The organism is Lysobacter terrae, from assembly GCF_054782215.1.
In genome coordinates, this window is sequence record NZ_BAAGSX010000003.1 from 47632 (window position 1) to 65552 (window position 17921).

At 66.7% G+C, this 17921-nt stretch carries 12 protein-coding genes and 1 riboswitch; of the genes, 4 read left to right on the forward strand and 8 right to left on the reverse strand.

Translation table 11 applies throughout. The features are described from left to right. Nucleotide 1: 1 nt before the first annotated feature. A complete protein-coding gene (gene rluD, locus ACYVJ8_RS09490; protein ID WP_460711703.1) occupies nt 2–991 on the reverse strand; it encodes a 23S rRNA pseudouridine(1911/1915/1917) synthase RluD in 990 nt (329 codons plus the stop codon). Nucleotides 992–1162: 171 nt separating this feature from the next. On the opposite strand from rluD, the gene ACYVJ8_RS09495 reads away from it, so the two are divergent. Next, the gene (locus ACYVJ8_RS09495; RefSeq protein WP_460711705.1) at nt 1163–2035 is read left to right on the forward strand and encodes an outer membrane protein assembly factor BamD; all 873 of its coding nucleotides are present in this window, start codon (nt 1163–1165) and stop codon (nt 2033–2035) included. Nucleotides 2036–2105: 70 nt separating this feature from the next. Next, nucleotides 2106–3056 carry a PhzF family phenazine biosynthesis protein gene (locus ACYVJ8_RS09500; protein WP_460711707.1) on the forward strand — a complete coding sequence of 317 codons (951 nt, stop codon included), beginning with the start codon at nt 2106–2108 and terminating at the stop codon, nt 3054–3056. A gap of 45 nt (nt 3057–3101) precedes the next feature. Here the strand turns inward: ACYVJ8_RS09500 and ACYVJ8_RS09505 are convergent, their stop codons facing one another. From ACYVJ8_RS09505 to sucC, 7 genes are all read right to left on the reverse strand, one after another. Continuing rightward, nucleotides 3102–4730: an NAD+ synthase gene (locus ACYVJ8_RS09505; protein WP_460711709.1), complete on the reverse strand. Its 1629-nt coding sequence runs from the start codon at nt 4728–4730 to the stop codon at nt 3102–3104. 155 nt (nt 4731–4885) lie between these two features. Beyond that, on the reverse strand, nt 4886–5905 hold the full coding sequence (locus ACYVJ8_RS09510; RefSeq protein ID WP_460711711.1) for a ribonucleotide-diphosphate reductase subunit beta: 1020 nt from the start codon (nt 5903–5905) through the stop codon (nt 4886–4888). A gap of 91 nt (nt 5906–5996) precedes the next feature. Beyond that, the gene (locus ACYVJ8_RS09515) at nt 5997–8444 is read right to left on the reverse strand and encodes a ribonucleoside-diphosphate reductase subunit alpha (protein ID WP_460711713.1); all 2448 of its coding nucleotides are present in this window, start codon (nt 8442–8444) and stop codon (nt 5997–5999) included. Nucleotides 8445–8721: 277 nt separating this feature from the next. After that, a riboswitch (cobalamin riboswitch) is annotated at nt 8722–8961 on the reverse strand. A gap of 48 nt (nt 8962–9009) precedes the next feature. Then, the gene (locus ACYVJ8_RS09520; protein ID WP_460711715.1) at nt 9010–10086 is read right to left on the reverse strand and encodes a DNA topoisomerase IB; all 1077 of its coding nucleotides are present in this window, start codon (nt 10084–10086) and stop codon (nt 9010–9012) included. A gap of 81 nt (nt 10087–10167) precedes the next feature. After that, complete coding sequence (locus tag ACYVJ8_RS09525; protein ID WP_460711717.1) at nt 10168–12297, reverse strand: acyltransferase family protein; 2130 nt, start codon at nt 12295–12297, stop codon at nt 10168–10170. Nucleotides 12298–12357: 60 nt separating this feature from the next. Continuing rightward, on the reverse strand, nt 12358–13233 hold the full coding sequence (sucD, locus tag ACYVJ8_RS09530) for a succinate--CoA ligase subunit alpha (protein WP_460711719.1): 876 nt from the start codon (nt 13231–13233) through the stop codon (nt 12358–12360). A gap of 14 nt (nt 13234–13247) precedes the next feature. Then, nucleotides 13248–14414, reverse strand: a complete 1167-nt coding sequence (sucC, locus tag ACYVJ8_RS09535; RefSeq protein WP_460711721.1) for an ADP-forming succinate--CoA ligase subunit beta — start codon at nt 14412–14414, stop codon at nt 13248–13250. A 271-nt stretch (nt 14415–14685) separates the two neighbouring features. Here sucC and ACYVJ8_RS09540 point away from each other — a divergent pair, with 271 nt between their 5' ends. Both ACYVJ8_RS09540 and ACYVJ8_RS09545 read left to right on the forward strand, forming a co-directional pair. Further along, nucleotides 14686–16296 carry a sensor histidine kinase gene (locus ACYVJ8_RS09540; RefSeq protein WP_460711723.1) on the forward strand — a complete coding sequence of 537 codons (1611 nt, stop codon included), beginning with the start codon at nt 14686–14688 and terminating at the stop codon, nt 16294–16296. 100 nt (nt 16297–16396) lie between these two features. After that, complete coding sequence (locus ACYVJ8_RS09545; protein WP_460711725.1) at nt 16397–17884, forward strand: sigma-54-dependent transcriptional regulator; 1488 nt, start codon at nt 16397–16399, stop codon at nt 17882–17884. Nucleotides 17885–17921: the final 37 nt, after the last annotated feature.

A 17921-nucleotide genomic window follows, 5' to 3' on the forward strand; every position in this document is an offset into this window, starting at 1 on the left:
CTCAGCGCCCGGCCTGCTTCGCCGCCGCGGCGTCTTCGTGCAGTACGCGCACGAGGGCGCGCATGTCGTCGGGCATGGGCGCGCTGCAGCGCACCGCTTCGCCGGTCACCGGGTGCGCGAACTCCAGCACTTCGGCATGCAGCGCCTGGCGGCGGAAGCCGCGCAGTCCCTCGATGAGTTCGGGCGTCGCGCCTTTGGGCAGCTTCAGCGGACCGCCGTACAGTGGATCGCCGACGATCGGATGCTTGAGATGCGCCATGTGCACGCGGATCTGGTGCGTGCGTCCGGTTTCCAGGCGGCATTCGAGCAGGGTGTGGGCACGGAAACGTTCGCGCAGGCGGAAGTGAGTCACCGCGTCCTTGCCGTCCTCGCGCACCGCCATGCGGATGCGATCGCGTGGATGGCGATCGATCGGCGCATTGGCCGTGCCGCCCGACACCAGCGCGCCGACCACGACCGCCAGGTACTGGCGATGGACTTCGCGCGAGGACAACTGCGCGATCAGCGCCGTGTGCGCCGGCAAGGTACGGGCGACGACCATGACCCCGGAGGTGTCCTTGTCGAGGCGGTGGACGATGCCCGCGCGCGGCAAGGCATTCAACGCCGGATCGCGATGCAGCAAAGCATTGACCAGCGTGCCGGCCGGATTGCCTGCGCCCGGGTGCACGACCAGGCCCGGCGGCTTGTCGATCACGAAGACGTGCTCGTCCTCGTAGAGCACGTCCAGGGCGATGTCTTCGGGCTCGGAGTGGGTCTGTACGTCGAGCACGGCGGTCAGCGTCACGAGTTCGCCGCCGCGCACCGGATCGCGCGGACGCACTTCGCGGCCGTCGAGACGGGCGTCGCCCGACTTGATCCAGGCCGAAAGGCGCGAGCGCGAATAGTCGGGAAAAAGTTCCGCGAGCACGGCGTCGAAGCGACGCCCCGCGCTGCTGTCGGGGACAGTGGCGGAAAGCGTGGTGGCGGACAGGGGGGTAGCGGAGCCACTCATCGGGTCAGTCAACGTCTACTGGTAGGCCACGCCGGCGCGGGCCGGGCGAAGCAGGGAAAGAAGGAGGCATCGGACATCGCCGACCCTGGGCTTTGGTTCAGGGGGCGTATCGCCGGGCTGCTATTATCCGGGTTTCTTGCCTCCGGCGTCCGTCTAGAAGCCTCCTGCCCCATGAGCCCCAGCCGTAACCGCATCGCACCGCGCGCCCTGCTCTGCCTGCTGCTGATCGCTGTCCTTGCCGGTTCGGGCTGCGCCCGGGTCAAGGGCATGTTCAAGGACGAAGACGCGAACGAAGGCCAACCGGTCGAGCAGCTGTACCAAAAGGGCCACAAGTTCATGCGCAAGGGCAACTGGGCCGGCGCCGAACTCGTGTACAAGCGCCTGGTCGCCCAGTACCCCTATGGTGCGTACACCGAGCAGGCCCTGGTCGAAACGGCCTACGCCCAGTACAAGTCGGGCAAGCAGGACGATGCGATCAGCAGCATCGACCGCTTCATCCGCACCTACCCGACCCACCGCAACACCTCGTACATGTATTACCTGCGCGGCCTGGTGGATTCGAGCCGCGAGACGGTGTTCCTGCAGCGCGTGTGGCGCCTGGACCCCAGCCGCCGCGACCTGGCTACGCCGCAGCAGGCCTACAACGACTTCCAGATCGTCGCCGAGCGCTATCCGAACAGCCGCTACGCCGAGGACGCCCGCAAGCGCATGGCCGACCTGCGCAACGTGTTCGCCCGCCACGATCTCGACGTCGCCCTGTACTACCTGCGCCGCACCGCCTACGTGGCGGCCGCCGACCGCGCCAAGCTCGTGCTGGAGACCTATCCGCAGAGCAAGTACCAGAACGACGCCGTCGCCACGCTCGCCGCCGCCTACACCGGGCTGGGCAACAAGACCCTGGCCGACGATGCCAAGCGCGTGCTGCAGCAGAACGAGCCCAACCATCCGTACCTGCGCGGCGAATGGCCGGACTATCCGAGCAACCTGCGCAAGCTCAATCCCTTCGCCGGCGAGAAATCGGCGCTGGACAACGAAAAGCGCTGATCGGCGCGAGTGGTTCGAACGCCGCCTTCGGGCGGCGTTTTCGTTTCCGGGCCCATCCCGTCTGGACGGCATGCAAGCGACCGGTGCAACACTGCGTATACGAGACGGCGAACCGCACGCAGCGGATGCCGGCACACTCGACGCTTCGCCACCGCTCTTTGCGCACGCCATGAACCCGCACGAGATCCTGCACTACGCCGCTTTCACCGACCGCCCCGACGGCGGCAATCCGGCCGGCGTCGTCCTCGACGCGCGCGGCCTGGACGAGGCCGGGATGCTGGCGATCGCCGCGAAGCTGGGCTATTCCGAGTCCGCCTTCCTGTTTCCGCGCGGCGGCGAGACTTACGACATCCGCTACTACGCGCCGACCTCGGAAGTCCGCTTCTGCGGCCACGCGACGATCGCCACGGCCGTGGCGCTGGCGGAACGCGAGGGCGCGGCCCGCCGCGTCTTCCACACGCGGGCGGGCGAGGTCACGGTCGATTCGCAGCGCGGCGAGGGACGCACGGTGGCGACGCTCACCAGCGTAGCGCCTTACGTAGAGCCGATCCCCACGGAGGCCGCCGACGAACTCACGCGCGCGCTGCGTCTGCCCACCGCACAACTGGACCCGGCTCTGCCGGCACGCTTCGCCTATGCCGGCGGCCGCGAATTCATCGTCGCCGTGCGCACGCGCGAGCAACTGGCCGCGCTGGACTACGGTTTCGACGCGCTGCTGGGCTTCTGCCACCGCCACGACCTGCAGGGCGGCATCGTGATCTGGCGCGAATCGCCGCACGTGTTCCATGCCCGCGGCCCGTTCCCGGTCGGCGGCGTAATCGAGGATCCCGCGACCGGCGCGGCCGCTGCAGCCTTGGGGGCCTATTTGCGCGAATTGGAGCTGGTGGCGCTGCCGGCCACGGTCGCCGTCCACCAAGGCGTGGACATGGGCCGGCCCAGTCTGCTTACCGTCGATATCGAACCGCAGGGCGGCATTCGCGTGACCGGGCAGGCGGTGCCGATCCGCGCCGCGGTGAAATGAGCCTGCGATGAACTCGAACGCGCCGCAGCGCGCGGGATCGTTCGGCTATCCCTGATACCCATTGGTGATCGGATAACGCCGCTCCCGCCCGAACGCGCGTCGCGACACCTTCGGTCCCGGCGCGGCCTGGTGTCGCTTCCACTCGCTGATGCGGACCAGCCGCAGCACCTTGTCCACCGTCGTGGCATCGAAGCCCGCAGCGACGATGTCCGCCGCCGACTGTTCCAGATCGACGTGGCGATACAGGATCGCGTCGAGCACGTCGTACGGCGGCAGCGAATCCTCGTCCTTCTGGTTCTCGCGCAATTCCGCCGACGGCGGACGATCGATCACGCCCTGCGGAATCACCAGGTCGCCGACGGTATTGCGCCAGCGTGCCAGCGCGAACACTTCGGTCTTGTACAGATCCTTCAACGGCGCGTAACCGCCGCACATGTCGCCGTAGATCGTGGCGTAGCCGACGGCGTACTCGCTCTTGTTGCCCGTCGTCAGCAGCAGGCCGCCGAACTTGTTGCTCAAGGCCATCATGATCGCGCCGCGGCTGCGCGACTGCAGATTCTCTTCCGCCAGGTCGACCGGCTTGTCCGCGAATTGCTCCGACAACGCGTCCAGAAAGCCCTGGAACGCTTTCTCGATCGGCACCGTAATCATGCGCACGCCCTGGCGCCGGCATTGCTCATCGGCCAGATCGTTCGACAGGCCGGCGGTGTAGCGCGAAGGCATGCGCACCGCAGTGACGTTTTCCGCGCCCAGTGCGTCGACGGCTATGGCCAGCACCAGCGAGGAATCGATACCGCCGGACAGTCCCAGCCAGGCGTGCTTGAAGCCGTTCTTGAGGAAGTAGTCGCGCGTGCCGCGCACGACTGCGCGCCAGGCCAGCGCATCGCGGCTTTCGTCGCCGTCTTCCGTCCACTGCACCGGCGTGTAGCGGCGCGACACTGGATCGAAATCGACCACCAGCCACTGGTCGGTGAACGCGGCCGCGGCCGGATGCACGGTGCCGTCGCCATCGGCGACCACCGATGCGCCGTCGAACACCAGCGCATCCTGTCCGCCCACGACATTGAGATAGGCGACGGCCACACCGGTCTCGCGCACGCGCTGCGCCATGAGCTCGTCGCGCTGCACGTGCTTGTCGCGTTCGAACGGCGATGCATTGGGTACCAGCACGAGCTGCGCACCCGCGGCGACCGTCTGCGCGATCGGCTCGGGAAACCACAGGTCCTCGCAGATGATCAGGCCAACCGCGACGCCCTTCACGTCGAAGACGCAGTTGCCGCCATCGGGATCGACGTCGAAATAACGGCGCTCGTCGAATACCGCGTAGTTGGGCAACTCGCGCTTGCGGTAGGTGTGGGCGATGCCCCCGTCGCGCAGCACGCTGGCTGCGTTGTAGACGATCGCACCGGCAGCCTGCGGCCAGCCGACGACGGCGACGATGCCGGTGGCGGCCTTGGCGATGCGATCGATGGCCGCCTCGCAGTCGGCGAGGAAGGCCGGGCGCAGCAACAGGTCTTCCGGCGGATAGCCGCTCAGCGACAGCTCCGGAAACAGCACGACGTCCGCGCCGTATTCGTCCCGCGCCGTGGCGATCATCTCGATGATGCGATCGGCGTTCTTCGCCACCGCACCTACCGGGAAATCGAACTGCGCCATCGCGATCCGCAACGTCATGCCTGCTCCGGCCTGCTGCTTCAATCAAGGATCTGCGTATTCTACCGCGCCCCCTCACACCCACCGCCGCCGCACAGCTCAACGCGCCGCAGCGCGGGGGAAGGCTCAAGAGCCGGACATAGACCCCCGGACGGCCCGCCTGTACATCCCGCGAGCTAGAACGCCTCCTCGAACCCCACCGCCCCGCTGATCCCCACCTGATACGCCGACACGCGCCGCTCGAAGAAGTTGGTCAGCTCCTGCACGTCCTGCAGGTCCATGAACGGGAACGGATTGCTCGCACCGAACTCCGGCGCCATCCCCAGCGCGGACAGGCGCAGGTCGGCGACGTATTCCAGGTATTGCCGCATCTCGCGCGGCGACAGGCCGTTCACGCCACCCGACAGCACGTCGTCGGCAAAACCGGCTTCCACCTCGATCGCCTCGCGCAGCATCGCGCGCACGTCGCGCTCCATGCCGGCATCGAACAGTCCCGGATCCTCGCTACGCACGGTGCGGATCACTTCGAGCGCGAAGGCCATATGCCCGGATTCGTCGCGGAACACCCAGTTGGTGCCCGCGGCCAGACCCGGCAACAGCCCGCGCGAACGCAGGAACCACACGTAGGCGAAGGCCGCGAAGAAGAACAGCCCTTCGATGCAGCAGGCGAAGCAGATCAGATTCAGCAGGAAGGCGCGGCGCTGCTCGCGCGTTTCCAGCCGCTGCAGCGACTGCACCGAATCCATCCACTTGAAGCAGAACTCGGCCTTGGCCTTGATCGAGGGAATGCTCTCGATCGCGGCGAAGGCTTCCGCGCGCCGCGCCGGATCGGGAATGTAGGCGTCCAGCAGCGTCAGGTAGAACTGCACGTGCAGCGCTTCCTCGTACAGCTGACGCGACAGGTACATGCGCGCTTCGGGCGCGTTGATGTGCTGGTAGAGATTCAGCACCAGGTTGTTGGCCACGATCGAATCGCCGGTGGCGAAGAACGCGACCAGGCGCTCGATCAGATGGCGATCGGCCGCGCTGAGCTTATGGCGCAGGTCGTTGAGGTCGATGCCGAAGTCGATTTCCTCGACGGTCCAGGTGTTGCGGATGGCATCCCGGTACATCTCATAGAAGGCGGGATAGCGCATCGGCCGCAGGGTGAGGGCGAAACCGGGATCGAGCAGGTGGGAAGGAATAACGGCGGACATTCGGCGCTCCGGAAAAAGGAAGCCCTTCCCGCTGCGGGCTCGACGGCGTCGGGGGAGACCCACCGGAGCCCGCGCGGGAAGGGAAAGGGGGTTACTGGCAAGCCTCGCAGGCCTCGGGGTTTTCCAACGAGCACGCCATGGCCTGTTGCGTCGTGTACGCCGGCGCGGACACCGTGGCCTTGGCGATGCGCGTGGCCGGGCGTGAGCGCAGGTAGTAGGTCGTCTTCAACTTCGACTTCCACGCGTACATGTACATCGACGACAGGCGGCCGATGTTCGGGCTCTCCATGAACAGGTTGAGCGACTGCGACTGATCCAGGTACGGACCGCGCGCGGCGGCCAGATCGATCAATGCCTTCTGCGGCAGTTCCCACGCGGTGCGGTAGACCAACTTGAGCGTGTCGGGGATCCCGGCGATGTTCTGGATCGAACCTTCGGCCAGCTTGATGGCGTCGCGCGTTTCCGCGGTCCACAGCCCCAGCTTCTTCAGCTCGTCGACCAGGTAGCGGTTGATCTGCAGGAAATCGCCCGACAGCGTCTCGCGCTTGAACAGGTTGGACACCTGCGGCTCGATGCATTCGTAGCAGCCGGCGATGGACGCGATCGTCGCCGTCGGCGCGATCGCGATCAGCAGCGAATTGCGCAGGCCGTGCTGGGCGATGCGTTGCTTCAATGCGTCCCAGGCGTCGGTTTCGCTCGGCGTCACACCCCACAGGTCGAACTGCAACGCACCACCGGCTGCACGCGTCTCGGCGTAGCTGGGATGCGCGCCGTGCTTCTCCGCCAGCTCACACGAGGCTTCAAGCGCGTGCAGGTAGACGCGTTCGGCGATCTTCGTCGACAGTTGCAGTGCTTCGCTGGAGTCGAACGGCAGCCGCAACTTGAAGAACACATCCTGCAGGCCCATCACCCCCAGCCCGACCGGGCGCCAGCGCAGGTTGGAACGGCGCGCGGTTTCGATCGGATAGAAGTTGAGATCGATGACGCGGTCGAGCTGGCGCACGGCGACGCGTACGGTTTCGGCGAGCTTGTCGAAATCGAACGCCGACTTGCCGTCGTCGAACTGCAGCACATGCTGCGCGAGATTGACCGAACCCAGATTGCACACCGCGGTTTCTTCCGCCGAGGTGACCTCCAGAATCTCGGTGCACAGGTTCGACAGATGCACCGTGCGACCCGGGCCGACCTGGTTGCAGGTGCGGTTGGACGCGTCCTTGAAGGTCATCCAGCCGTTACCGGTTTCGCCCAGCACTTTCATCATGCGCGCGTACAGTTCGCGCGCCTTGATGGTCTTGGCCGCCAGGCCCTGCTGCTCGGCCTGCACGTAGGCCTGCTCGAAGGCCTCGCCCCACAGGTCGACGAACTCCGGCACCGCATACGGATCGAACAGCGACCAGTCGCCGTCGGTTTCCACGCGCTGCATGAACAGGTCCGGCACCCAGTTGGCCAGGTTGAGGTTGTGGGTACGGCGCGCCTCGTCGCCGGTGTTCTCGCGCAGCTCGAGGAATTCCTCGATGTCGGCGTGCCAGGTCTCCAGATAGATGCAGGCCGCGCCCTTGCGCTTGCCGCCCTGGTTCACCGCCGCGACCGAGGCATCCAGCGTCTTCAGCCACGGCACGATGCCGTTGCTGCGGCCGTTGGTGGAACGGATCAGCGAGCCGCGCGAGCGGATGCGCGAGTAGGCCTGGCCGATGCCGCCGCTGAACTTCGACAGCTGCGCGACGTCGCCATAGCGGGCGTAGATGTCGGTGAGCGAGTCCTGCGGCGAATCGAGCAGGAAGCACGACGACAGCTGCTCGTGGCGTGTGCCGGAATTGAACAGCGTCGGCGAGCTGGGGATGTAGTCCAGCGAGGCCATCAACCGGTACAGCTCCAGCGCGGCCGCCGCGGTATCGGTCAGCGACACGGCGATGCGCATGAAGAACTGCTGGGGCGTCTCGATCACGCTGCGGCGCTTGGGATGGCGCAGCAGGTAGCGGTCGTACAGCGTGCGCAGGCCGAAGTATTCGAAGCGCTGTGTCTGCACGGCGTCGATCGCGTCGTTGAACTTGCGCGCGTTGGCTTCGACCGTGTCGCGCACGCGGTCGTTGATCAGGCCGAGCTCGTGACCCAACACGATCGATTGCGAGAAGGAATGCACGCCCAGGCCCGACACTTCCTTGTCGATATAGCCGGCGAGCAGGCGCGCGGCCAGGCGCGCGTACTGCGGCTCTTCGGCGGTGAAGGCGGCGGCGGTGCGGATCGACAGCTCGTCGAGTTCGCGCGTGGTCGCGCCGTCGTAGATGCCGGCGATGGTCTTGAGCGCGACCCGCATCGGGTCGATCTCGTTCAGGCCTTCGCAGCAGCGCGTCACCGCGCGGACGATCTTGGCGACGTCGACCGGTTCCTTGCGGCCGTCGCGCTTGGTGATGGTCATGGTCGCCGGCGCGTGCGGCGGGGTCAGGGCGAAGCTCGATTGCGCCGCGTTCGTGGGCGCAAGCGACTCGGCCTGGCGCGACGGCGCTTCGGTCACGGCCTCGGTGAGTGTCTCGGTAGTCATGGCTGTCCTCTCCGGTGGATGTGGAGAAGAAGCGAAAGCGGTCGCACGCATTGCGATTTTGGATACTGGCGACCGGGCCAGCGCCTTGCACGCATCGCATACGAACCGGCCCCCGCCCCCTCGGGCGAGCCGGCTTCCACGCGGAAGAGAATGCCGATCGACAGCGCGAGACGGAGTCCCGGCAGCGTCGACCGTCGCTCCCCGCGGAGACGCCTGGCCAAGCGGAGGTTCCGTGGCCCTTCGACTTGGCGCCTGCGGCGCTGCGCTCAGGGCGAGCGGGAGTACTCCGGCCGAGGCAGGTTTTCGGGCTTCCGGTCGTGGGGCACGCGTGTGCCCTTGCCTACTGCGCGTCGCTTCCCAGCCTGGAGGCCAGTGCCATTGACGCGGGTCGTTACCGGTTACCGCTGCGGGGCAGCTCCGGAATCGGCCTGACGCTCATGCGAGCGAATCGGGCCTCACCGGATTCCCTTTAAGCCTTCCCACGGCGGGGTCGGCACCATCGACAGCCACAAGATAGTGGGGGTAAGCCAATCGGTCAACACGAAATATGGTGTCTGCCGGCGAATCACTCAGTGCGGCGACCCCGCCGTGCGTTGCGCAGCAGGCGCAGCAACGCGTGTTCCCACTGGCGGGGACCGCGGGCGTTGCGCACCACCTGCTTCAGCCGACCGGTTTCCCAGGCTTCAAGAACCGCCGGCGCGATGTAGGCCTTGCGGCAGATCGCTGGCGTGTTGCGCAACATTCCCGCTACAGCCGCGATCACGCTGTTGCGAACCGAGGCGAGGCTGCGCCCGGTTTCCTCGGCGCCGGGCAAGTCTTCGGCGGCAAGCATGCGCAGCGCGCACAAGCTGCCGCCCCAGGTGCGGAAATCCTTGGCCGTGAACTCGCTGCCCATCGCTTCGCGCAGATAGTCGTTGACCTCCGTCGAGCCGACCGGCTGCACCTGTCTGTCGTCATCGAGGTACTGGAACAGCTGTTGCCCCGGAAGCTGCTGGCAACGGCGGACCAGACGCGCGAGCCGAGCGTCGTCCAGCACTACGTCGTGCTCCTTGCCGCCCTTGCCGCGGAACTTCAGCCGCAGGCGGCCGTCGCCCGGAAATTCCACATGCCGGTTGCGCAGCGTCGTCAGGCCGAAGGAGCGGTTGTCGCGCGCGTATTCGTCGTTGCCGATACGCACCAGCGTGTCGGCCATCACCGTCACGACCATCGCCAACACTTTTTCGCGCGGCAGCCCCGGAAGCGCCAGATCGGCGCGAACGCGCCGCCGCAGCCGTGGCAATGCGGCACCGAAGGCGAGCATGCGATCGAACTTCTCCGCATCGCGCACCTCGCGCCAGCGCGGGTGATAGCGATACTGCTTGCGCCCACGCGCATCGCGCCCGGTCGCCTGCAAATGACCTTTCGCATGAGTGCAGATCCACACGTCGCGATAGGCCGGCGGAATGGCGAGCGCGCGGATGCGCTCGAGCGTGGCGCGATCGCGCACTCGCCTGCCCCGAGCATCCAGGTAGTAAAACCCCTTTCCCGCTCGACGCCGGCGCAGCCCGGGCTCCGCATCACCGACGTATATCAGGCCCACCTCGGCGGCCGAATCGGGTGGCGCGTTCGCTGCGGAAACACGGGACTGCGTTCGAGAAGCCATCGACGCAGGATCGGACGTGGCGCGTCAACGCGGTGCGCAAGAGCAAGGCGCTCCGGCGAGCACCGCTTCGCCTCTCCCTTGCTATGGCTGTTGCGCGGATTTCACCCTCGCTCCGGCGGCCGGCGCCGTCAGCCTGGATTCGAGTTCGCGGTCCAGGCTGGCCACGAAAGCGGCATTCAGATGCTGCCCGTCGCGATAAACGAGCCGGCCGTCGCGCCACGAGGAACATCGGCCATCCGCGCAGATGATCGGATTCAAGTCGAGCACACGCACGTTCGAATACATTCCGGCGGCCTGCTTCAAGGCGTCCGAGACCGCACGCGGCGCCACGTCTTTCAAGGGAACCTCGCATCCCGTTCCGTCGATGGGAGGCGTCTGGCTCCTATTTTTGGTGAGCAGGCAATCGAGGCCATTGAAGGGCAGGATCGGCGTAGGCCCGAGCAGGACGACATCGGGTGTCGCGGTGTGAACTCTGCCCAGGAACGAGCGTGTACCGGAGAGCCACTGCTCGGGCTTCAGCGGATTGGCCGCGCTCGATCCGATCAGCAGAAGATCGGGCCTGGTGCGATTGATGAAGTCCGCCACATGGTCGCGCCATTCCTCGCACTCGGTGAATTCGCGACCGATGCGCGCGTAGTAGAACTTCACGTCGGCGAGGGGACAGGACGACTTGGTCAGGACCGTGAGATTCCAATGGCGGCGAAGACTGATCGCTTCCAGCGCAGGAAACCACTGCGCACCCACGCTGTCGCCGACGAGCAGTACACGGGTACCCGAAGCTGCGTCGCTCACCAGCGTGCACGGCTTCAGCGATGCGGACTGATACCAGTCATCGCAGCCGGACTGATAGAGCGAAGGCATGGAGATCTGCCGCTCGATGAACCCCTTCGGCTGGACGTTGGCCAGTGCCGCCTGAGGTTGCGCCGGCGTCGGCCAGTGCTGAAAGGCAAACACCGTCAACAGGCTCGCGCACAAGCCCCCCAGAACCTGTCCGCGCGGTGTACCGCTGCGGGCGTTGCGGATGGGCTCTTCCAGCCCCAGCGTCGATGCCCGGGCCAGGGCCAATGCCGCCACGACGGCAGCCACGCGCGCATACGGCAGATCGTCGAACAGTACGCGCGCCAGTACGAGCAGCGGCCAATGCCACAGATACAGGCTGTAGGAAATTCGGCCGAGAAAGCGCAGCGGGGCATTGTCGAGCGCAGGGAAGCGAGCCAGCCCGGTGTTGCTCGCCATCAACACGAGTCCGGCGCCCGACACGGGAATGAGCAACCACAGGAACAAATGACCGGCCTGCTCGTTGATGACTACGACGCCCAGGACAATCAGCGCCAATCCGACGGCACCCAATAGCGGCGCGCGCAGCCGCAACGACGGAGCAAACCGTGCAGGCATCACCGCAAGGAAGCCGCCCAGCGAGAGTTCCCATAACCGGGTCGGCATCAGGTAGTACGCGGCGATGGGTTGGCGCGTGTAGGCCATCAAGGCCAGCGCATAACCAAGCACCGTCAATCCGCCCAGCAGGAGGAAGATCCGTTCCGTGCTTGCGGCCGCCAGCCGCTTCCAGGAGAAAGCCAGCAATACAGGCCAGAGCAGATAGAACTGCTCCTCGACGCCCAGCGACCAGGTGTGCAGATACAGGCTGCCGCCCGCGCCGTCGGCAAAGTAGTCGAATTGCTTGAACGCGAAATAGATGTTGCTGGCCCACAGCGACGAGAACGCGCCCGAGGTAGCCTGCAGGCTCCAACGGTTCGCCGGAAGGAAGGCCGCCGCCACGCACAATGTGGCCACGAGCATCAGCAGGAACGCAGGCAACAGTCGCCGAGTGCGCCGCGCATAGAAATGCCAGTAGTCCACCCGCCCGGTGGTCGCCAGCTCGCGTGTGAGCAATGCGGTAATCAGATAGCCGGAGATGACGAAGAACACGTCGACGCCGATGAAGCCGCCGCTCAGCCCCGGGACTGCGGCGTGAGCCAATACGACGGCCGCCACGGCGACGCCGCGCAGCCCTTCCACTTCCGGCTTGAAGCGTTCCGGTTTGTGCTGCTCCGGTTTGAATCGCTCCGGTTTGGATCGCATCCCCTTCCCCAACGGACCGCCGTCAGCGGCCGGTCTCCGAAGCAATCTACTGCATGCGAGGGTGGGCGATCCCCGCCCCGCACCCCATTTCCCGACACCCTTCGTCGGCCGGTGCCGCACGGATCGCCACACGATGACCGAAAAACAGAAAGGCCGCCCTGGGGCGGCCTTTCTGAACGGGGCAACCAGCTGTTACTTGGCCAGGCGCTTGGCGATGGCCGCACCCAAATCGCCCGGCGACTTCACCGTGGTGACGCCAGCCTTTTCCATCGCGGCGAACTTGCCTTCGGCCGTGCCCGAACCGCCCGAGGCGATCGCGCCGGCGTGGCCCATGCGCTTGCCCTTCGGCGCGGAGGCGCCGGCGATGAAGCCGACCACCGGCTTGGTGACGTAGTTGGCGATGAACTCGGCGGCTTCTTCCTCGGCCGAACCGCCGATCTCGCCGACCATGATGATGCCTTCGGTCTGCGGATCATCCTGGAACCACTTCAGCGCGTCGATGAAGTTGGTGCCGTTGATCGGGTCGCCGCCGATGCCGATGCAGGTCGACTGGCCGAGGCCGACGTCGGTGGTCTGCTTCACGGCTTCATAGGTCAGCGTGCCGGAGCGCGACACGATGCCGACTTTGCCCGGCATATGGATGTGGCCCGGCATGATGCCGATCTTGCACTCGCCCGGAGTGATCACGCCGGGGCAGTTCGGACCGACCAGCACAACGTCGTCGTAGCCGTTGAGGGTGTTCTTCACGCGCAGCATGTCGAGGACCGGGATGCCCTCGGTGATGCAGACGATGACCTTGATGCCGGCGTCGGCCGCTTCGAGGATCGCATCGGCCGCGAACGGCGGCGGCACGTAGATGACGGAGGCATCGGCGCCGGTTTCGGCGACGGCTTCGGCCACGGTGTTGAAGACCGGTAGGCCCAGGTGCTGGGTGCCGCCCTTGCCGGGGGTCACGCCGCCGACGACTTTGGTGCCGTAGTCGAGCATCTGCTCGGCGTGGAAGGTGCCCTGCGAGCCGGTGAAGCCCTGCACGATCACCTTGGTGTTCTTGTTGATCAAAACGCTCATGGGATCGTTATTCCTTACTTGCCGGCGACGGCCGCAACGGCCTTCTTCGCGCCGTCGTTGATGTCGTCGGCCGGGGTGATCGCCAGGCCGGAGTTCTTCAGCAGCTCCTTGCCGGCTTCCACGTTCGTGCCTTCGAGGCGGACGATGACGGGAACCTTGACGTCGACTTCCTTCACCGCGGCGATGATGCCGTCGGCGATCATGTCGCAGCGGACGATGCCGCCGAAGATGTTGACGAAGATCGCCTTCACCTTGTCGCTCGACAGGATCAGCTTGAAGGCTTCGGTCACGCGTTCCTTGGTGGCGCCGCCGCCAACGTCGAGGAAGTTGGCCGGCGAGCCGCCATTGAGCGAGATCACGTCCATCGTCGCCATCGCGAGACCGGCGCCGTTGACCATGCAGCCGATGTTGCCGTCCATGGTGACGTAGTTGAGGTCGTGCTGGCTGGCCTTGACCTCGGTCTCGTCTTCCTGGCGGATGTCGCGCATCGCGGCCAGTTCCGGATGACGGAAGGTCGCGTTGTCGTCGGAGTTGATCTTGCCGTCGAGCACGGCGAGATCGCCGCTGGTCATGATGGCGAGCGGGTTGAGCTCGACCAGGGCCAGATCCTTCTCGTGGAACAGCTTGAACAGGCCCAGCATGATCTTGGTCAGCTGGTTGACCTGCTTGGCGTTGAGGCCCATCGCGAAGCCGAGGTCGCGGCACTGGTAGGGCTGCAGGCCCTGCACGTAATTCACGTGCAGCGTGTGGATCGCTTCGGGCTTCTCGTGCGCGACCTGCTCGATGTCCATGCCGCCTTCGGCGGAGGCGATGAAGGTGACCGACTTGCTGGAGCGGTCGACGAGCACCGACAGGTACAGCTCCTTGGCGATGTCGGTGGCCTGGGTGACCAGGACGCTGTCGACGGGCAGTTCCACGCCGGCGGTCTGGTAGGTCGCCATCTTCGTGCCGAGCATGCCCTTGGCGTAGTCGCGGACCTCATCGAGGGTCTTGGCGAGCTTCACGCCGCCGGCCTTGCCGCGGCCGCCCGCGTGGATCTGGGCCTTGACCACCCAGAAGTCGCCACCGATGGCCTTGGCGGCATCGACCGCCTCTTCCGGCGTGCGCGCGACGCGCCCTGCCGGCACCGCAATGCCGTATTCGGCAAAGAGCTGCTTTGCCTGGTATTCGTGGAAATTCATGCGTCACCGAGGGGAAAGAAAGAGCCCACGCCGGGATCGCAGCCATCGGCCGCCGCGTGGGGGGGCGCATTGTCGCGCATTTCATGCTTCGCATGAAATCCCAAGGCCCTGCGGCCCTTGGGCCCCGCTCCGTACTTCCGATCCCCGCCCCTTCGGAGCCGCCCCCTTGCAAAGGGGGCTTTTCTCCAGCGAAAAGGCGGCGATCGGCGGGCGCGAAGCACACGCCTATACTCAGCGGGCGCCGCTCGCGCGCCACTCCAGGGACGCCCGCTTGAACCTTCGCCCCGCCGCCGCCGCGGAAGCCGACAGCGCGCTGCGCCGCGAGCTGCATTTCTTCACCCTCTACCGGTTGCTGGAAGGGGCGCTGCTGACCTTCCTGCTGTTCAGTCCGGTCCGCGAATACATCAGCGACCCCCGCGACGAGGGCATCGCCAAGGCCACGGCGGTCAGCTACCTGTTCGCGGCGACGGTCCTGTTCGTGATCCGCAAGCGCGGCGATCTGCAGCTGCAGGCCTTGATCGGGATCGCGTTCGACCTGTTCTTCGGCGTGCTCGCCGTGTATTCGATGCCAGGCACGCGCGCCGGGATCGTGCTGATGCTGATGTTCAACGTGGGCGCGGCCGCACTGCTGTTGCCAGCCCGGCTGGGACTGAGCATCGCGGCAATCGTGGCAAGCGGTTTCGTTGCCGAGTATTTCTGGAAATCGGCGGACACCGGTGACGGCCGCGGACTCGCCGAACCCTTGATGTACGCGACCGGCTACCTCGCCATCGCGACGCTGACGAACATTCTGGGCCGGCAGATGCGCGAAAGCGTGGCCCTGGCGACGAGCCGCGGCGAGGACGCGGCCTCGCTCGCCGAGGTCAACGAGCTGATCATCCGGCGGCTGCGCACCGGCGTGTTGCTGGTCGACGATCGCAATCAGCTTCGGCTCGCCAACGAAGCCGCGATGCTGCTGCTCAGCGACCACGGCGACCACCCGGGTGAAGGCCGCGACATCCTCCTGGCGGCGCCGGCGCTAGCCCAACGACTGACCACCTGGCGCGAAACCGGCCGCGCCGACGACCGATCCCTGCAGCTGGCTCCCGACATGCCCGAAGTGGTGCCGCGCTTCACCCGCCTGCGCGCCGGCAGCGACCAGGTACTGATCTTCCTCGACGACACCAGCATCGTGTCGCGCCAGGCGGAAACGATGACGCTGGCGACGCTCGGGCGCTTTTCCGCCAGCCTCGCCCACGAGATCCGCAATCCGCTGGCGGCGATCAACTACGCCGTGCAATTGCTGGAAGAGTCCAAGGACCTGCCGACCGCGGACCAGCGCCTGCTGGAAATCGTGCGCCAGCAGGGCCAGCGGATGAACGGCATCGTGGACAACGTGCTCGGCCTGGCGCGGCGCGAGCCGGCGAAGCCCGAACATGTGGAGCTGGTGGGGTTCACGCGCCGGTTCGTGGAGGACTACGCGGCCAGTCATCCTCTCGAACAGGACACTGTGCTGGCGGCCGGCACCCCGACCTCGCTGACGACCCTGATCGACCCCAAACAACTGCACCAAGTGCTGACCGCGCTGGTCTACAACGCGCTGACCTACGGTCGCATGCCAGGCCATCCCGCGCGAGTGACCGTGCACGTGTCGGTGGACGGCTTGGGCGCGCCCGTCGTGGATGTGCGCGATCGCGGCCCGGGCGTGCCGGAATCGGTCGTCAGCCAGTTGTTTCGCCCGTTCTTCACGACCTCCGGCCACGGCACGGGCCTGGGCCTCTATATCGCCCGGGAGCTATGCCGGGCCAACCAGGCTTCGCTGGACTATGTGGCCATGCCCGGCGGTGGCGCATGCTTCCGCATCAATCTGTCCGCGCCCAGCCCCTTGATGGCAAGCGGATGAGGCCGGGCAAGCCCGGTGGCAACCATTCAGTCAAACCGCGACAGGCGCCGCTTGGCCCTTGCTGCCCCGTTCCGCTATCGTGTCGTGCGCGGAGGGGCGGATGACCGATACACGTAGTGCACTGATAGTCGACGACGAGCGGGACATACGCGAGCTGCTCGTCATGACGCTGGGCCGTATGGGCCTGCGGTGCGACACCGCCGCCACGCTGGGCGATGCGCGGGCTCAGCTCGCGCGGAATACCTACGACCTGTGCCTGACCGACATGCGCCTGCCCGACGGCTCGGGCATGGACCTGGTGGCCGAGATCGCCCAGAAGCATCCCAACACCCCGGTCGCCATGATCACGGCCTTCGGCAATGTCGAAGCCGCGGTGGAAGCGCTCAAGGCCGGCGCCTTCGACTTCGTCGCCAAGCCCGTCGATCTGCCGGTGCTTCGCGACCTGGTTCGCCACGCCCTGGACCTGCGCGAGAAACGCCGCGCGCCCGCTTCGGCCGATCCGGTCGCGGCGCGCTTCTTTGGCGACTCGCTGGCGATCGCCACTTTGCGCCAGACCATCGCCAAGGTCGCCCGCAGCCAGGCCCCGGTCTATATCGCCGGCGAGTCCGGCGTCGGCAAGGAACTGACCGCCCGCACGATCCACGAGCAGGGTCCGCGCGCCAGCGGCCCCTTCGTCCCGGTCAACTGCGGCGCGATTCCGGCCGAGCTGATGGAAAGCGAATTCTTCGGCCACAAGAAAGGCAGCTTCACCGGCGCCCATGTCGACAAGCCGGGCCTGTTCCAGGCCGCCGACGGCGGCACCCTGTTCCTGGACGAAGTCGCCGAGCTGCCGCTGGCCATGCAGGTCAAGCTGCTGCGCGCGATCCAGGAGAAGTCGATCCGTCCGGTCGGCGCCAACAGCGAAGTCAACGTCGACGTCCGCATCCTGTCGGCGACCCACAAGAATCTGGCGGCACTGGTCGAAGACGGCCGCTTCCGCCACGACCTCTACTACCGCATCAACGTCATCGAGCTGCGCGTCCCGCCCCTGCGCGAGCGCCTCGAAGACCTGCCCGGCCTGGCCGAGCGCGTACTGATGCGCCTGGCCGGGAACCAGGGCCGCCCCGTGCCGACGCTGTCGCCGGAGGCGCTGGATTCGCTGCGCCAGCATCCGTTCCCGGGCAACGTGCGCGAGCTCGAGAACATCCTCGAGCGCGCCCTGGCCCTGGCCGACGGCGACCGCATCGAAGCCGAGGACCTGCGCCTGCCCAAGCCGCAACCGGCCACCGCCGCCGCGATCGCCGCCGGTCATTCGCCGGTCTTTGGCGCCCCACCGAGCGGGCTTGCCTCACATCACCACGCACCGGCCCCGGCCGCGCCGCCCAGCAACCCGCGCGCCACCGGCACGCACGCCGCGATCGATCCGCGCGCGCTCAACCCGCGCGATACCGCCAGTAGCCGCCTGCCCGAGTACATCGAGCAGATGGAGCGCCAGGCGATCGAGCAGGCGCTGCAGGAGAACCGGTTCAACAAGACGCGGACGGCGGCGGCGCTCGGCATTACGTTCCGCGCCCTTCGCTACAAGTTGAAGAAATTGGGCATCGACTGAGGCGGGCCTCGCGATCGCGGGCGGCCACGCAAGTTGG